The organism is Aeromonas sp. R6-2 (assembly GCF_040908155.1).
GTDB lineage: Bacteria > Pseudomonadota > Gammaproteobacteria > Enterobacterales > Aeromonadaceae > Aeromonas > Aeromonas schubertii.
The window spans coordinates 12893-28821 of the sequence record NZ_JBFODE010000022.1; the positions used below are offsets into that span (position 1 = coordinate 12893).

General features: G+C 61.2%; 13 protein-coding genes and 4 tRNA genes. 14 read left to right on the plus strand and 3 right to left on the minus strand.

The window, feature by feature from the left end:
- The first annotated feature begins 198 nt into the window (after positions 1-198).
- Positions 199-1545, plus strand: a complete 1347-nt coding sequence (mepM, locus tag AB5Y48_RS03075; protein ID WP_050667734.1) for a murein DD-endopeptidase MepM — start codon at positions 199-201, stop codon at positions 1543-1545.
- A gap of 39 nt (positions 1546-1584) precedes the next feature.
- Here the strand turns inward: mepM and AB5Y48_RS03080 are convergent, their stop codons facing one another.
- Positions 1585-2529, minus strand: coding sequence for a D-2-hydroxyacid dehydrogenase (locus AB5Y48_RS03080; protein WP_368163734.1), 945 nt, complete (start codon positions 2527-2529; stop codon positions 1585-1587).
- A 138-nt stretch (positions 2530-2667) separates the two neighbouring features.
- On the opposite strand from AB5Y48_RS03080, the gene AB5Y48_RS03085 reads away from it, so the two are divergent.
- The gene (locus tag AB5Y48_RS03085; protein WP_050667732.1) at positions 2668-3249 is read left to right on the plus strand and encodes a YjaG family protein; all 582 of its coding nucleotides are present in this window, start codon (positions 2668-2670) and stop codon (positions 3247-3249) included.
- A gap of 45 nt (positions 3250-3294) precedes the next feature.
- On the opposite strand, the gene AB5Y48_RS03090 is transcribed toward AB5Y48_RS03085, so the two are convergent.
- Complete coding sequence (locus AB5Y48_RS03090; RefSeq protein ID WP_050667731.1) at positions 3295-3774, minus strand: MarR family winged helix-turn-helix transcriptional regulator; 480 nt, start codon at positions 3772-3774, stop codon at positions 3295-3297.
- A gap of 153 nt (positions 3775-3927) precedes the next feature.
- On the opposite strand from AB5Y48_RS03090, the gene AB5Y48_RS03095 reads away from it, so the two are divergent.
- Together AB5Y48_RS03095 and AB5Y48_RS03100 are read left to right on the plus strand one after the other, a co-directional pair.
- Entirely contained in the window at positions 3928-4455 is a 528-nt protein-coding gene (locus AB5Y48_RS03095; protein ID WP_050667730.1) for a hypothetical protein, read from the plus strand.
- A 9-nt stretch (positions 4456-4464) separates the two neighbouring features.
- Positions 4465-6063 (plus strand): BCCT family transporter, encoded by a 1599-nt coding sequence (locus AB5Y48_RS03100; protein WP_136612801.1) that lies wholly within the window; start codon positions 4465-4467, stop codon positions 6061-6063.
- Between the two features lie 61 nt (positions 6064-6124).
- Here the strand turns inward: AB5Y48_RS03100 and mutS are convergent, their stop codons facing one another.
- A complete protein-coding gene (mutS, locus tag AB5Y48_RS03105) occupies positions 6125-8704 on the minus strand; it encodes a DNA mismatch repair protein MutS (RefSeq protein ID WP_368163735.1) in 2580 nt (859 codons plus the stop codon).
- Between the two features lie 108 nt (positions 8705-8812).
- Between mutS and pncC the strand changes: the two genes are divergently transcribed.
- The 10 genes from pncC to AB5Y48_RS03155 all read left to right on the plus strand — a co-directional run bounded on the left by pncC (position 8813) and on the right by AB5Y48_RS03155 (position 15914).
- Entirely contained in the window at positions 8813-9325 is a 513-nt protein-coding gene (gene pncC, locus AB5Y48_RS03110; protein ID WP_368163736.1) for a nicotinamide-nucleotide amidase, read from the plus strand.
- 59 nt (positions 9326-9384) lie between these two features.
- Positions 9385-10443, plus strand: coding sequence for a recombinase RecA (recA, locus tag AB5Y48_RS03115; protein WP_050667726.1), 1059 nt, complete (start codon positions 9385-9387; stop codon positions 10441-10443).
- A 38-nt stretch (positions 10444-10481) separates the two neighbouring features.
- The gene (locus AB5Y48_RS03120) at positions 10482-10964 is read left to right on the plus strand and encodes a regulatory protein RecX (RefSeq protein ID WP_060583937.1); all 483 of its coding nucleotides are present in this window, start codon (positions 10482-10484) and stop codon (positions 10962-10964) included.
- A gap of 135 nt (positions 10965-11099) precedes the next feature.
- A complete protein-coding gene (alaS, locus tag AB5Y48_RS03125; protein WP_368163737.1) occupies positions 11100-13724 on the plus strand; it encodes an alanine--tRNA ligase in 2625 nt (874 codons plus the stop codon).
- Between the two features lie 16 nt (positions 13725-13740).
- Positions 13741-14979: an aspartate kinase gene (locus AB5Y48_RS03130; protein ID WP_136612804.1), complete on the plus strand. Its 1239-nt coding sequence runs from the start codon at positions 13741-13743 to the stop codon at positions 14977-14979.
- Between the two features lie 102 nt (positions 14980-15081).
- On the plus strand, positions 15082-15270 hold the full coding sequence (csrA, locus tag AB5Y48_RS03135; protein WP_005348616.1) for a carbon storage regulator CsrA: 189 nt from the start codon (positions 15082-15084) through the stop codon (positions 15268-15270).
- Between the two features lie 189 nt (positions 15271-15459).
- Positions 15460-15552, plus strand: a tRNA-Ser gene (locus tag AB5Y48_RS03140).
- Positions 15553-15556: 4 nt separating this feature from the next.
- Positions 15557-15633: transfer RNA gene (locus AB5Y48_RS03145), tRNA-Arg, on the plus strand.
- A gap of 86 nt (positions 15634-15719) precedes the next feature.
- A tRNA-Arg gene (locus tag AB5Y48_RS03150) sits at positions 15720-15796 on the plus strand.
- Between the two features lie 41 nt (positions 15797-15837).
- Positions 15838-15914 (plus strand) — tRNA-Arg (locus tag AB5Y48_RS03155).
- The last annotated feature ends 15 nt before the right edge of the window (positions 15915-15929 follow it).

Here is a 15929-nt window from a genome sequence, read left to right on the forward strand (position 1 = left end):
TCGAGCGGGAGCATAGAAATGAAAAAAAATGTATAAATTTGCCTGCTTTTCTGCGCAATCCAGCAGTTTATGCATAAAATGCTACAAAATTGTCTTTTTCGCTGAACTCTTCAGGCTAACCACAGTCCAAACAAAAAGTTCAGTCGCTTCAGACAAGCCAGACAGGCTCAAGGTAACAATCGCAATGCAGGATCACGGATGAAACGTCTCCGTCCCCTGGTGGCTCAGGCGGCCAGTTGGGAACCGCCGGTTCCCAGAAAACACTTCTACGCCATCCTTCTATTGACCTGGGTGACCCTGTCAACGGTCGCCCTCTTGCCTGCTCCCGGTGACATACTCGAACAGCCCCTGCGGCTCGAGTTACCACTGGTCTCTCATGGCACGGCGACCAACGAAGATAACACCGAATTTAACTCCATCCCGGATCATGAACTGGTTGACCCTGCGATCGAGCAGAGCGAGGGCGACGACATCCCCGCGGTCGCGGAGCCCCAGTGGCTCGAGTACAAGATCCGTAACGGCGAGACCCTCACCACCATTTTTAACAACCTTGGCCTCTCCACCACCACCCTCTACAAGGTGCTGGATGCCGACAGCAAGCACTATCTCTCCCGCCTCAAGCCCGGCCAGGTGATCGAGGTGCTCATCGACGACCAGAATCTGCTGCAAGAGGTCAAGATGCGCCTCAACATCAAGGAGACCCTGGTCCTCGAGCGCAAAGAAGATCAATACCTGTCGCGCATGATCACCGAGAAGGTGACCTGGAGGCAGAACACCATGGAGGGCACGGTTCGCGGCAGCTTCTACCAGAGCGCTCGCAATGCCGGCATCTCCCCCTCGCACATCCAGAAGATCGCCAACCTGTTCCAGTGGCGTATGAATCTGGCCAAGGAGCTCAAGCAGGGTGATACCTTCAAGGTGCTGGTGAAGAGCGAGATGGTGGATGACCAGAAGACCGGCAACAGCCAGTTGCTGGGGGTCGAGTTCACCTCGGGTAAACAGTCGGTCTCGGCCTGGCTGGCCGATGATGGTAACTACTATGATGGTCAGGGAATGAGTCTGGAGCGCGGCTTCCGTCGCTACCCCCTGCACAGCCGCTATCGTATCACCTCCAACTTCAACCCGGCGCGTAAGCACCCGATTACGGGTCAGGTGCGGCCCCATGAGGGGACCGACTTTGCGACACCGATCGGAGCCCCCGTGCTGGCGACCGGTGATGGTGTGGTACTCAAGGCAACCAGCCACCCCCTGGCCGGCACCTATGTGGTCATTCGCCACAGCCGCACCGTATCGACCCGTTATCTCCACCTGAGCAAGTTGCTGGTCAAGCAGGGACAGCGGGTGAAGATGGGTGACAAGATAGCCCTCTCCGGTAACACCGGGCGCTCAACCGGTGCCCACCTCCACTACGAGGTGCGTATCAACAACAGACCCGTGGATGCCATGAAGGTGAAGCTGCCCATGGCCGAGCCACTCTCCGGCAAGGCCAAGCGTCAGTTCCTCGCCAAGGTGAAGAGTTATCGCAAGGAGATGGCCGCCGGCTAACAGAGAGCCCCTCGATGAGGGGCTCTCTGCTTATGGGGCTCAGTATCCCCTGTCGAAGTCGATTTTCCCCTCGAGAGGTTGTCCCTCGATAAAGCGAATGTAATTTCGCACGAAGATCTGGGCCACATCCTCGGGGAAGCTATAGGCGCTGTTGTGGGGAGTGATGATCAGATTGGGCTGGTTCCACAGGGGAGAGTCTGTTCCCAGAGGCTCTTGCTCGAACACGTCGAGCACTCCATAACCCAGCTTGCCGGTACGCAGTGCCGTGAGCAGGGCGCCGCTGTCGACCGCCGAGCCGCGCCCTACGTTGAAGAGGATGGCGCTCGGTTTGCAGTGCGCGAATCGCTCGGCATTGAAGATGTGGCGAGTCTCCCGGGTAGCAGGCAGGACGCTGACGATGACATCGGCCTGAGGGAGCAGCTTGTTGAGCGCTGGTAGCTGATAGACCTGGGCAAAGCCTGGGCGCTCGCGCCCGCTGCGACTGACCCCGAGCACCCGCATTCCGAAGTGTTGACCGGTTTTGGCCAGGTGCTGGCCTATGCTGCCGGTACCGAGAATCAACAGGGTCTTGCCGTGCAAGCTTTCGTAGGGGCGGCTCTGCCATACCTTTTGGCGCTGCAGCTCCCGGTAATGGGCGATCTGTCGGGTCAGTGCCAACAGGTGGCCAAAGACGTACTCGCTCATCAGGGGACCGAAGATACCGCGGACATTGGTGAGCTGATAGTCACGGCGGGCTGAGGGCTCCAGCAGGGTATCCACGCCTGCATAGGTGGACTGTAGCCAGGTGAGCTTGCGTGCCTGGGGCAGCAGGGGTTTTGCCCGAGCCGGCTCGGCCATCAGGATGTGGGCCTCGGCGATGTGGGCCTGGGCCTGGGCTTCGCTGTCGGCGCGCAGGATGCGCAGATGGGGCAAATTGGCCCCCTTGAGCAGTCGCTCGTAGTGGGCGTTGTCCTGGCTAAGCAAAAGCAGGGTGCGTTGGCTCATGGTCTGTTCCTTCTTATCGAGCGTGACACTTCCATCTTACCCCAGCGGGTCTGTCAAGATAGCCGACCAGCGCTTTTCGTTTCTCGCATACCGGGGCTTGCGATACAATCTTCGCCAATTGATGAAGAGGAGTCCCCCGTGTTCGGTGAGAAGTTCTACAAGCGGCTGCGAGAGCTGCAACCCTGGCAGCAGACCGTCTTTGCCCTGGCCCTGGCCGAGCGTATGTACCCCAACTATGCCCTCTTCGCCCAGGCATCCGGTTTTGGCAATGCCCAGGCTTTCCGTCAGACCCTGGATCAGATGTGGGAGTACCTCACCGTCAAGGGCTCACGGGTCAACCTGAGTGCCCTGCTCGAAGAGTTCGAGAATAACATTCCCGATCCCAGCCGTTTCGAGAGCTATGGAGCCTATCCGGCGCTGGATGCTTGTGTCGCCCTGGGGTGCGCCTACAACTCGGTGATCTGCCGGATGGGGGAGGAGTCTGAAGAGGCGAGTCATGCCTCTATCGGGTGCGTCGCCGGTTTCGTCGAGATGCTGGAAGGTCGCGAGATGGAAGATGAAGAGCTCTATGAGCACGAGCTCTTCGAGGCCGAGTTGGAGTTCCAGGTCGAGCTGCAAAAGCGGGTGGCGTTCGAGCGTGACAGCGACCGTATCCTGGCCATCAAGACCTTCGCCTGCCAGGAAGGGGTCTCCAACATAGGGATTACCCTGGAGGAGTGATACGCCTCCCATGAAAAAAGCTCCCGGTCGGGAGCTTTTTTGTTTTCAGGCTTTCTCTTCGGTCAGGGCCCGGACCGACAAGACAGGGGCTGCGTCTATGTTGCTTGCATTCATCATGCTCGAGACGCGCTGCAGCGATGAGAGCAGCAGGGTCTGCTCCCACTCCTCGAGGGATTGGAAGCGCTGGATAAAGCTCTCCTGCAACGGGGTAGGGGCGTCGCTCAACAGTGTTCGACCCGCCTCGGTCAGGCTGGCGTGGACCTTGCGCTTGTCGCTGTCGCTACGCAGCCTCACCACCAGCCCGCGACTCTCCAGCCGGTCCATGATGGTGGTGGCGGTCGCCTGACTCATGTTGGTGTGATCTGCCAGTTGACGCATGGAGGCGTTTCCCAGCTGTTCGACTCCTTTGAGCAGAAAGAGTTGGGGGGCGGTCAGCCCTGCCTCCTTGATGAGGCGCTTGGAGTGCAGATCGATGGCACGAATGATTTGGCGCAGGGCGACCAGGAGCTCGTCGTGTCTTTCCACTGGCGGTTTTCCGGAACGGGGAGAGGGGGCGCATTTTCCTCCTCGACAGGGCACTGGTCAATAATGTTTTGAGTGGAAAGTTTCCTGCTCAAAGTATTTTGTGTTAAGTTATGCCTCTTTTTCCCACGAAAATCGTTCACAAGGAGGCAAAATATGGCACAGGAGCTGGACATCAAAGCCCTGGTATCCGAGCTGAGAGTGGTGCGTGTTCGCTATGAACTGCCTGATACTTCAGCGTTTGTCCGTTATCAGCCCGCCTATGACGAAGACCCGAACAATCTCAAGGTACACCACTACGATGGTGAGCTGCCTCTCTCTTGCAGTGAGACAGGTACTTTCAACCTAAAGGAGTTGGTCAACGAGCTGCGCTATGCCTATGTGCTGGTACACCTCTTCCCGAGCGAGAGTGCCATGCACTTCTATCTCTCCGGCCTCGACAACGGCCTGGCCCAGCTCGAGTTCATCGGTGGCAGCTACGACTTCAATCGTCTCTGGATCACCAGTGGTGTCTCCAACGTCGGCGTACCCATGGCCATCTTTCTGGGCAAACGACCGGCGGTGAACGGGCAACCCTCCGTGACCCTGGTGGATCACCGGGAGCATCCGGTGGGCCAACTGGTCTATCGCGCCATCGGTGGGGCCGGTGAGCACGTGGGCGAAGAGTTCTTTAACCAGCACTAAGGAGGCCCGATGCGAGCGACACAAGGTTTCTTCAAGGGGCTCAACCCCACCATGGCGGTCACGGCCCTGACCGTGGTCACCCTGTTCCTGCTGTTTGGGGTGTTTGATCCCGACACGGCCGGCGCCTGGTTCACCGGCGCCAAGGACACCATCATTGCCGGCTTCAAGTGGTATTACATCCTGGTGGTCGCCCTGTTTCTGTTCTTCGCCATCTATCTGATGTTCAGCCGTTTCGGCAGCATCAAGCTGGGTGACGACGATCAGGAACCGGAGTTCGGTTATTTCTCCTGGTTTGCCATGCTGTTCAGCGCTGGCATGGGCATCGGCCTGGTGTTCTGGAGCATCGCCGAGCCCATCTATCACCTGCAGGCCAATCCCTTTATCAAGGAGGGGATGACCCCGGAGGCGGCCCAGGTGGCGATGCGTCTCACCTTCTTTCACTGGGGTCTGCATCCCTGGGCCATCTATGTGATTGTCGGCTTGTCGCTGGCCTTCTTCAGCTACCGGCGCAAGCTGCCGCTGGCGATCCGCTCCGTGCTCTATCCCTTGCTCAAGGATCGCATCTACGGTTTCTGGGGGCATGCTGCCGATGTGCTGGCGGTGTTCGGCACCGTGTTCGGGGTCGCCACCTCGCTCGGTCTGGGGGTTGCCCAGATGAACACCGGCCTCAACCAGATGCTGGGGCTCGAGGTCTCCCAGACCAACCAGCTGTGGCTCATCGGCATCATCAGTGTGATCGCCACCCTGTCGGCCATCTCAGGGGTGGGGCGCGGGGTGAAGATCCTCTCCGAGCTCAACGTCTGGCTGAGCGTCTTCATCCTGGTGTTGTTTCTGGCGCTGGGGTCGACCACCTATCTCCTGAATGCCTATGTGCAGAACATCGGTGACTACCTGCAGAACATAGTGCGCCTGAGCTTCTGGACCAACACAGAGGCCAACGGCACCTCGGCCTGGCAGTCCGCCTGGACCGCCTTCTACTGGGGATGGTGGATCGCCTGGGCCCCCTTCGTCGGTATGTTCATCGCCCGCATCTCCAAAGGGCGGACCATTCGCGAGTTCGTGCTCGGGGTGCTGCTGGTCCCCTCCCTGCTCGGTATGCTGTGGCTCACCGTGTTCGGTGGTACGGCCCTGCATCTGGAGCTGTTTGGCCAGGGGGGTGTGGCCGAGGCGGTCAATCAGGATGTGACACTGGCCCTCTACAAGACCATAGAGATGATGAACTGGGGAGCCATGGGCCTCATCGCCAAGGGGGTACTGACCCTGCTCATCTGTACCTATTTCATCACCTCCAGCGATTCGGGCACCCTGGTCATTACCACCCTGCTCTCCATCGGGGATCAGGAGCCACCCGTGTTGCACCGGGCCGTGTGGGGGCTGGGGCAGGGGCTGGTGGCGGCCATCCTGTTGGTCTCGGGGGGGCTCGCCGCCCTGCAGGCGGCCAGCATCATAGCCGCGCTCCCCTTCTCGGTGATCATGCTGGCCATGTGCTACTCCCTGATGTTGGGTCTCAAGCGCGAGAGCCAGCGCCAACGGGAGTACCACCTGGGATTACAGCGCCATGGGGGGCCTGTACACCTCAACCTGGTGGATCGTATCGGTCCCGGTTAACGCAAAGGGCGAGTAAGAAAATGAGAGGGGAACCGTGAGGTTCCCCTTTTTCATGGCCGGTTTACACCAACTGCTTGAGACGGTAGACGAGGTCGAGTGCCTGGCGTGGGGTGAGCTCGTCGGGGCGGATCCCCTCCAGCTCCTCCACCACGGGATGGGGCAGGGGCTCGGGAAGGGGGCGCGGTGCCGGGCTTCCCGTCGGCGGGGTGTGAGCGCCGCTCTCCAGCTCGGCCAGCTTGTGGCGCGCCTGGTGGATGACACTCTTGGGCACCCCGGCCAGGGCCGCCACCTGCAGGCCGTAGGAGCGGCTGGCCGCCCCCTCTTGCACCGCGTGCATAAAGGCGATGGTGTCGCCGTGCTCGACCGCATCCAGGTGGACGTTGGCCAGCCCCTCGAGCAGCTCCGGCAGCCGGGTCATCTCGAAGTAGTGGGTGGCGAACAGGGTGTAGGCGCCGATTTTGCTCGCCAGCTGCTCGGCACAGGCCCAGGCCAGCGACAGGCCGTCGTAGGTGCTGGTGCCGCGGCCGATCTCGTCCATCAACACCAGGCTCTGGGCGGTGGCGTTGTTGAGGATGTTGGCGGTCTCGGTCATCTCCACCATGAAGGTGGAGCGGCCCGAGGCCAGATCATCCGACGCCCCGATCCGGGTGAAGATGCGATCGATGGGGCCGATCACCGCCCGCTCGGCCGGGACGAAGGCGCCGATATGGGCCAGCAGCACGATGAGGGCCGTCTGGCGCATGTAGGTAGACTTACCACCCATGTTGGGGCCTGTGATGATCAGCATGCGGCGGGCGCGGTGCAGGGTGATGGGGTTGGCGATGAAGGGATCGCTCAATACCTGTTCCACGACCGGGTGGCGCGCCCCCTCGATCTCGATGCGATCCTCGTGGATCAGCTCGGGGCAGCAGTAGTTGAGGGTCTCGGCCCGTTCGGCCAGGGTGCCGAGCACGTCCAGCTCGGCCAGGGCGGCTGCGGACTCCTGCAGCTCGGCCAGATGAGGCAGCAACTGATCGAGCAACTCCTCGTAGAGGCGTTTCTCCAGCGCCAGGGCCTGGGCCTGGGCAGTCAGCACCTTGTCCTCATAATGCTTGAGCTCGTCGATGATGTAGCGCTCGTTGTTCTTGAGAGTCTGGCGGCGGATGTAATGGGCCGGCACCAGATGGCTGTTGGCACGGCTCACCTCGATGTAGAAGCCATGCACCTTGTTGTAGCCCACCTTGAGGGTGTTGATGCCGGTCAGCAGACGCTCCCGCTCCTCGATGCGGGCCAGGCTGGCGGTGGCGCCACCGGCCAGATCCCGCAGCTCGTCGAGTTCGTTGTTAAAGCCATCGCGGATGACGCCGCCGTCGCGGATGATGACGGGCGGATTCTCCATCACGGCGCGCTCGAGCAGATCGCGCAGCTCCGGGAAGGTGCTGGCGCGCTCGCGCAGTTGTTGCAGAGCCTCGTGTTCGCTGTCTGCCAGCAGCTGTTGCAGCTCGGGCAACTGGGTAAAGGCCTGGCGCAGGCGGGTGAGATCGCGCGGCCGGGCCGAGCGCAGGGCCAGGCGTGCCAGCACCCGCTCCACATCGCCCACCTGGCGCAGCAAGTCGCCAAGCGCGTCGTAGAGATTCTGCTCGATGAGCTCGTGAATGGTGCTCTGACGCCCCTTGAGGATTACCCGATCGCGAATGGGCTGGTGCAGCCAGCGTTTGAGCAGGCGGCTGCCCATGGGGGTGGCGGTGCGGTCCAGCACGTCGGCCAGGGTGTTGTCATTGCCGCCGGCCAGGTTCTGGGTCAGCTCCAGGTTACGGCGGGTAGCGGCGTCCATGATGACGGCGTGATCCGGCTGCTCCAGGCGCACCCCGCGGATGTGGGGCAGGGCGGTGCGCTGGGTGTCTTTCACATACTGCAGCAGGCAGCCGGCGGCGCACAGGGCGGTCTCGCTCTGGTCGACGCCAAAGCCTACCAGATCCTGGGTGCCAAACTGCTGGCACAGCAGCTTGCGGGCGGTGCCAATCTCGTACTCCCATTCGGGGCGACGGCGCAGGCCACGGCGCCCTTCGATGTGGCGCATAAAGTCGAACGACTCGGGGTAGAGCAGCTCGGCCGGGTTGGTGCGCTGCAGCTCGGCCAGCAGGGTCTCTTCTTTGGCAAACTGATTGATGAAGAAGCGGCCCGAGCCGATGTCCAGGGTGCCGTAGCCAAACTGGCGGCCGTCGTGATAGACGGCGGCGATCAGGTTGTCCTGCCGCTCGGTGAGCAGTGCCTCGTCGGAGACGGTGCCCGGCGTCACGATGCGGATCACCTTGCGCTCCACCGGTCCCTTGCTGGTGGCCGGATCGCCGACCTGCTCGCAGATGGCGGCGGACTCACCGAGTTGCACCAGCTTGGCCAGATACCCTTCGATGGCGTGATAGGGCACCCCTGCCATGGGGATGGGGGTACCGGCAGACTGACCGCGCTTGGTCAATGAGATGTCAAGCAGCTGGGAGGCCTTGCGAGCATCGTCGTAGAAGAGCTCATAGAAGTCGCCCATGCGGTAGAAGAGCAGGATCTCGGGATTCTCCGCCTTGAGGGTGAGGTACTGCTGCATCATGGGGGTGTGCTGGCTCAGGGCCGCCGAGGGGGCGCCGAGGGCAAAATCGAGTTCGTTCATGGTCATTCCAGAAGGGGGGCGTTGGCCAATGGCGGCTATTCTATGTTGCCTCGCCATCGGTTGCGACCCTGATCCATAATGGCCCTTTGGCCAAGGGAGAAGAGCAGCATGCATCAACAGCAACACAATCTGGAGCTGGCGGCCCGTCTGGGGGCAGCCCTGCAGGCCAGGGCCCTCTGGGTGGCCACCGCAGAGTCCTGCACCGGGGGCGGCATCGCCACCGTCATCACCGAGATAGCCGGCAGTTCGGGTTGGTTCGATCGCAGCTTCGTCACCTATACCAACGAGGCCAAGCAGGAGATGTTGGGGGTGCAAGCGGCCACGCTCGAGAGGCACGGCGCCGTCAGTGAGTCGGTGGTGCTGGAGATGGCTCGTGGCGCCCTGGCCCGCTCCCGGGCCGATCTGGCCGTGGCGGTGAGCGGCATCGCCGGCCCCGGGGGCGGCAGCGAGCTCAAGCCGGTCGGCACCGTCTGGTTTGCCTGGGCCTGCCGCGATGGCCGCAGTGAAGCCCTGCTGGCCCGCTTCGACGGGGATCGTCATGGGGTGCGTCAGCAGGTGGTCGGTCAGGCTCTGTCGGGCCTGCTCGCCCTGGTTACCCAAAATAGACTTGATACTGTATGAATAGACAGTATACTTGTCCCAACTTTCCCATTACCTCATGACGTCCAGCGGAGATAGGCATGGATCAGAACAAGCAGAAGGCACTGGCGGCAGCGCTGGGCCAGATTGAGAAGCAGTTTGGCAAGGGCTCCATCATGCGCCTGGGCGACTCCCAGACCATGGATATCGAAGCCATCTCCACCGGTTCCCTCTCCCTGGACATCGCCCTTGGGATCGGCGGTCTGCCGTGCGGCCGTATCGTCGAGATCTACGGTCCGGAATCCTCCGGTAAGACCACGCTGACCCTGCAGGTGATCGCCGAAGCCCAGAAGAAAGGCAAGACTTGTGCCTTCGTGGATGCCGAACATGCCCTGGACCCCATCTATGCTGCCAAGCTGGGGGTCAATGTGGACGACCTGCTGGTCTCCCAGCCGGATACCGGTGAACAGGCCCTGGAGATCTGCGACATGCTGGTACGCTCCGGCGCGGTGGACGTCATCATCGTCGACTCGGTCGCGGCTCTGACCCCGAAGGCGGAGATCGAAGGCGAGATGGGGGACTCTCACGTCGGCCTGCAGGCTCGCTTGATGTCCCAGGCCCTGCGCAAGCTGACCGCCAATATCAAGAATGCCAACTGCCTGTGCATCTTCATCAACCAGATCCGGATGAAGATCGGCGTCATGTTCGGTAACCCCGAGACCACCACAGGTGGTAACGCCCTGAAGTTCTACGCCTCCGTGCGTCTGGACATTCGCCGTACCGGCGCCATCAAGGATGGCGAAGAGGTGGTGGGTAACGAGACCCGCGTCAAGGTGGTCAAGAACAAGGTCGCCCCTCCCTTCAAGCAGGCCGAGTTCCAGATCATGTATGGTGCCGGCATCTCCAAAGAGGGCGAGCTGGTGGATCTCGGCGTCAAACACAAGCTGATCGAGAAGTCCGGTGCCTGGTACAGCTATAACGGCGAGAAGATCGGCCAGGGTAAGGCCAACGTCATGAAGCTGCTGGTGGAGAACAAGGCTCTGGCCGGTGAACTTGAGGCCAAGCTGCGCGAGCTGCTGCTGAGCGGCGAGCACCAGGCCGGCGAGGCCAAGGCCGGTGACGAAGAGGAACTCTTCGACGAGCAAGAGCAGGAATTCTAAGTTGAGCAGGCCGGGATCATCCCGGCCTGATTGTTTCTATGCACGATGATAGCGAGAAGAGCCTGACCGAGGCGATGAACTTCGCCATGCGCAGCCTGGCCAGCAAGGAGAGTGGTGAACGGGAGTTGGCTGACCGTCTGCTGCGGCAAGGTGTGGATGAGGCCATGGCCGCCGAGGTGGTGGCCCGTTGCAAGGCGAGCGGCTGGGTTGACGATGCCCGCTATGCCGGCATGCTGGTGCGTTCCCTGGCACGGCGCCACTATGGGCCCCAGAAGGTACGTTTCGAACTCAGACGCAAGGGGATCACTGGGGGACAGGCCGAGACTGCACTGGAGGCAGAGGATATCGACTGGTTCACCCTGGCGGCCGACTGGCTGGCGCGCAAGGGGGCCGGGAGTGACCTCTCTGACCCCAGGGTGCGGGCCAAACTGGCCCGAGCCTTGCTCGGGCGGGGGTTTGTGCAAGATCAGGTGCGCCATGCCCTCGACGAGCTCAAGGGAAGCTCGTCACACAAGGAGTGACGCAGAGAGGCTCCGGTGTAAACCACCGGGGCCTGTTTTTTCACCGGTGGCGGGCCCCGTCCGTTTTACTTTACGAGGCAGAAAACATACATTATTGCGGTCAAAAGTCCGTTTACGTATCTAGCAGGATTTTCCATGCATATGTCCACGTCAGAGATTCGCCGCGCGTTTCTCGAGTATTTCCGTTCGCAGGGGCACCAGGTTGTCTCCTCCAGCTCCCTGGTTCCTCACAACGACCCGACCCTGCTGTTCACCAATGCGGGGATGAACCAGTTCAAGGACGTTTTCCTCGGGGGCGACAAGCGCGCCTACAGCCGCGCCACCACGGCCCAACGCTGCGTGCGCGCCGGCGGCAAGCACAATGACCTGGAAAACGTGGGTTACACCGCCCGTCACCACACCTTCTTCGAGATGCTGGGCAACTTCAGCTTCGGTGACTACTTCAAGCAAGACGCCATCAAGTTTGCCTGGGGCTTCCTCACCGAGGCGCTGCAGCTGCCGAAAGAGCGCCTGCTGGTGACCGTCTACGCCACCGATGACGAAGCCTATGATATCTGGGCCAAGGAAGTGGGTGTGCCGACCGATCGCATCGTGCGCATCGGTGACAACAAGGGTGCTCCGTACGCCTCTGACAACTTCTGGGCCATGGGCGATACCGGCCCCTGTGGTCCCTGCACCGAGATCTTCTACGACCACGGGGATCACATCTGGGGTGGCCCTCCCGGCTCTCCCGAAGAAGACGGGGATCGTTTCATCGAGATCTGGAACGTGGTCTTCATGCAGTTCAACCGCCAGGCTGACGGCACCATGGAGCCGCTGCCGCGTCCCTCTGTGGACACCGGCATGGGGCTGGAGCGTATCTCTGCCATCATGCAGGGCGTGCACTCCAACTACGAGATCGACATCTTCCAGGCCCTGATCAAGAAGGCTGCCGAGGTAGTCGGTACCACCGATCTGAGCAATCAGTCCCTGCGCGTCATCGCCGACCACATCCGCTCCTGCGCCTTCCTGGTGGCCGACGGTGTCATGCCCTCCAACGAGGGTCGTGGTTATGTGCTGCGCCGCATCATCCGCCGTGCCGTGCGTCACGGCCGCAAGCTCGGTGCCAAGGATGTCTTCTTCTACAAGCTGGTCGGTGAACTGTCCACTCAGATGGCCGACGTGGGCGAAGAGCTGATCGCCCAGCGCGCCCTGGTGGAGCGCGTGCTGCGTATCGAGGAAGAGCAGTTTGTTCGCACCCTGGACCGCGGTCTGCTGCTGCTCGAAGAGGTACTGGCCAATCTGGGCGATGCCAAGGTGGTGCCGGGTGATGTGGTCTTCAAGCTCTACGACACCTATGGCTTCCCGGCGGATCTGACCGCCGATGTGGTGCGCGATCGCGACATCGGCATCGACGAGGCCGGCTTCCATGCCGAAATGGAGAAGCAGCGTGCCCGCGCCAAAGAGGCTTCCAGCTTCGGCGTGAACTACAACGAGATGCTCAAGCTCGACGTGGAGACCCCCTTTACCGGCTACAAGAGCCTGAGTGAGCAGACCCGGGTGGTCGGTATCTACAAGGGTACCGACGAGGTGAGCGGTCTTATCGCCGGTGACGAGGCCGTGATCGTGCTGGAGCAGACCCCCTTCTACGCCGAGTCCGGTGGTCAGGTGGGCGACACCGGCGTCATCAGGGTCGACGACGGCGTGTTTGCCGTGACCGATACCCAAAAGGCGGGCAAGGCGATCATTCACAAGGGCTACATGGAGCTCGGTACCCTGGAGAAGGGCGCCGCCGTGCTGGCCGAGGTCGATGGGGAGCGCCGTCAGGCCATTGCCCTTAACCACTCAGTGACTCACCTGCTGCATGCTGCCCTGCGTCAGGCGCTCGGTGATCATGTGACCCAGAAGGGCTCCCTGGTGGGGGCCGAGCGCATGCGCTTCGACTTCTCCCACTTCGAGGGGCTCACCATGGCCACCATTCGTCGTGTCGAGGAGCTGGTCAACGCCCAGATCCGCGCCAACCACGAGGTGGCGACCCGCGAGATGGATCTGGAGTCCGCCAAAGAGGCCGGCGCCATGGCGCTGTTCGGTGAGAAGTATGACGACGAGGTGCGCGTGGTGCGCATGGGCGACTACTCCACCGAGCTGTGCGGTGGTACCCATGCCAGCCGTACCGGGGATATCGGCTTCTTCAAGATCATCGCCGAGAGTGGCATTGCCGCCGGTGTGCGTCGTATCGAGGCGGTGACCGGCAAGGGGGCTATCGACTTCATGCACCAGCTGGCCGAGCAATTTGAAGAGGCGGCAGCCCTGGTGAAGGGCGATCAGTTCTCCATTGGCAGCAAGGTCCGTCAGCTGCTCGACAAGTCCAAGATGATGGAGCGCGAGCTGGAGCAGCTCAAGGCCAAGCTGGCTGCTCAGGCCGGAACTGATCTGCTGGGCAAGGCGGTCGAGGTGAACGGTCAGAAGACCCTTATCGCCACCCTGGAAGGGGTCGAGCCCAAGTCCCTGCGCACGACCATGGACGAGCTGAAGAACCAGCTCAAGTCCGCCGTGATCCTGCTGGCCACCGTCCACGACGGCAAGGTCAACCTGATCGCCGGCGTCACCCCGGACCTGACCGGCAAGGTGAAGGCGGGCGAGTTGGTCAACCTGGTGGCCCAGCAGGTGGGCGGCAAGGGGGGTGGCCGTCCGGACATGGCCCAGGCCGGAGGTACCGAGCCTGCCGCCCTGCCGGCAGCCCTGGAAGCGGCCCACTCCTGGTTGGGCGAGCGCCTGTAACAGGGCAAGGTGAACTGTGGCACTCTATGTTCAGAAATTCGGTGGTACCTCGGTCGGCTCGTTGGAGCGGATCGAGGCTGTCGCCGAGCGGGTCAAACTGACCCGCGCCCAGGGACACGACGTGGTGGTGGTGGTTTCCGCCATGTCAGGGGAGACCAACCGGTTGCTGGGCATGGCCCAGCAGCTGGATCCCGATGCGGATCGCCGGGAGGTGGATGTCCTCATCTCGACCGGTGAGCAGGTGACCATCGCCCTGCTGGCCATCGCGCTGAATCAGCGCGGTTGCCCGGCTGTCTCCATGACGGGGGATCAGGTCCGTATTCACACCGATTCGGCCTATGGCAAGGCGCGTATCAGCCGGATCGACACAGATCCGGTGCGGGCCCAGCTCGACGCCGGCAAGGTGGTGGTGATCGCCGGTTTCCAGGGACGTGATGAGCACAACGCCATCACCACCCTGGGACGGGGGGGGTCAGATACCACTGCAGTGGCGGTGGCGGCAGCCATCAAGGCTGACGAGTGCCAGATCTTTACCGATGTGGACGGCGTCTACACCACGGATCCGCGTATCGAGCCAAAGGCCAGGCGCCTTGCTACCATCACCTTCGAGGAGATGCTGGAGATGGCGAGCCTCGGGGCCAAGGTGTTGCAGATTCGTTCGGTCGAGTTTGCCGGCAAGTACCGGGTTCCATTGCGGGTGCTGTCGAGCTTTGCAGACGGGGAAGGAACCCTCATCACATACGGAGGTGAACGGATGGAAGCACCCCTGGTGTCAGGTATCGCGTTTAATCGCAACGAGGCCAGCCTGACCATACTTGGTGTGCCTGACAAGCCCACGGTGGCGGCCAGGATACTGGGGCCGGTCAGCGATGCCAATATCGACGTCGATATGATCGTTCAGAATTCGTTGGGTGACGGCAGTGCAGATTTTACCTTTACGGTGAATCGGGATGATTACCGGCGTGCTCGCGCCCTGCTTGAGGCGACGGCAACCGAGCTGGGCGCCTCTTGCGTACAGGGTAACGAGGCGATCGCCAAGGTCTCCATCGTCGGGGTCGGCATGTGGAATCATCCGGGAGTGGCACGGACCATGTTCCGTGTGCTGGGTGAGAACGGCATCAACATGCAGCTTATCTCCACCTCCGAGATCAAGATCTCGGTGGTGGTGGACGAGAAGTATCTGGAGCTGGCGGTTCGTGCCTTGCACGATGCGTTTGAACTCGATCATGAGCCACAAGAGCAGCCCATGGGGTGATTCCCCGGTGATTTAGTTTCAACCATTTACTATTTTGGCCAGTTTGTTGGATAATGGCTTCAACAGATTGACTAAAAAATGACAGGATACAGGAGCAAGCGAATGCTGATTTTGACTCGTCGTGTTGGTGAAACCCTGATGATCGGTGATGAAGTGACCGTTACCGTGCTGGGTGTGAAGGGTAACCAGGTACGCATCGGCGTGAATGCCCCGAAGGAGGTCTCCGTTCACCGTGAGGAGATCTACCAGCGCATTCAGGCGGAAAAAGAGCCGGGCCAGTCCGGTTACTGATGAAAGAGGCGACCCTGGGGTCGCCTTTTTGTTTGGGGGCCGGAACCCCGTTTCTGGCCTTTCCGGAGCCGGGTTTGTGGTATTTAGTGTGAATTTTCCACACTTTGGCCGGTTAGTGACCGAACGCGCTGTTTCATCGAAAAAAAGTTTGACTAATCTGTCCCGTGAAGTAATATCTGGCCCCGCAACGGTGAGGTGGCCGAGAGGCTGAAGGCGCTCCCCTGCTAAGGGAGTATGCGGCTTATACCCGCATCGAGGGTTCGAATCCCTCCTTCACCGCCATTTAGCGCCCGTAGCTCAGCTGGATAGAGTACCTGGCTACGAACCAGGCGGTCAGAGGTTCGAATCCTCTCGGGCGCGCCATTTCAGTCCAAGGTGGACATGCCGGGAAACCGGTGAATAAGAAAGGCTTACTGGTCGGTAAGCTTTTTTTTATCGCTCTAAACGACGCGCTCGTAGCTCAGCTGGATAGAGTACCTGGCTACGAACCAGGCGGTCAGAGGTTCGAATCCTCTCGAGCGCGCCATCTAGAGTGAGCCTTGCTGAAATCAAAATATGACCATTTGCGCGCTCGTAGCTCAGCTGGATAGAGTACCTGGCTACGAACCAGGCGGTCAGAGGTTCGAATCCTCTCGAGCGCGCCATTATTACCAGGGTTT

Excerpts from the sequence above, each read along its gene's own strand:
- mutS (WP_368163735.1), bottom strand. The coding sequence starts at position 8,704 with ATGAACGAACTCGATTTTGCCCTCGGCGCCCCCTCGGCGGCCCTGAGC.
- pncC (WP_368163736.1), top strand. The coding sequence starts at position 8,813 with ATGCATCAACAGCAACACAATCTGGAGCTGGCGGCCCGTCTGGGGGCA.
- AB5Y48_RS03095 (WP_050667730.1), top strand. The coding sequence starts at position 3,928 with ATGGCACAGGAGCTGGACATCAAAGCCCTGGTATCCGAGCTGAGAGTG.
- csrA (WP_005348616.1), top strand. The coding sequence starts at position 15,082 with ATGCTGATTTTGACTCGTCGTGTTGGTGAAACCCTGATGATCGGTGAT.
- recA (WP_050667726.1), top strand. The coding sequence starts at position 9,385 with ATGGATCAGAACAAGCAGAAGGCACTGGCGGCAGCGCTGGGCCAGATT.
- AB5Y48_RS03080 (WP_368163734.1), bottom strand. The coding sequence starts at position 2,529 with ATGAGCCAACGCACCCTGCTTTTGCTTAGCCAGGACAACGCCCACTAC.
- mepM (WP_050667734.1), top strand. The coding sequence starts at position 199 with ATGAAACGTCTCCGTCCCCTGGTGGCTCAGGCGGCCAGTTGGGAACCG.
- AB5Y48_RS03120 (WP_060583937.1), top strand. The coding sequence starts at position 10,482 with ATGCACGATGATAGCGAGAAGAGCCTGACCGAGGCGATGAACTTCGCC.
- alaS (WP_368163737.1), top strand. The coding sequence starts at position 11,100 with ATGCATATGTCCACGTCAGAGATTCGCCGCGCGTTTCTCGAGTATTTC.
- AB5Y48_RS03100 (WP_136612801.1), top strand. The coding sequence starts at position 4,465 with ATGCGAGCGACACAAGGTTTCTTCAAGGGGCTCAACCCCACCATGGCG.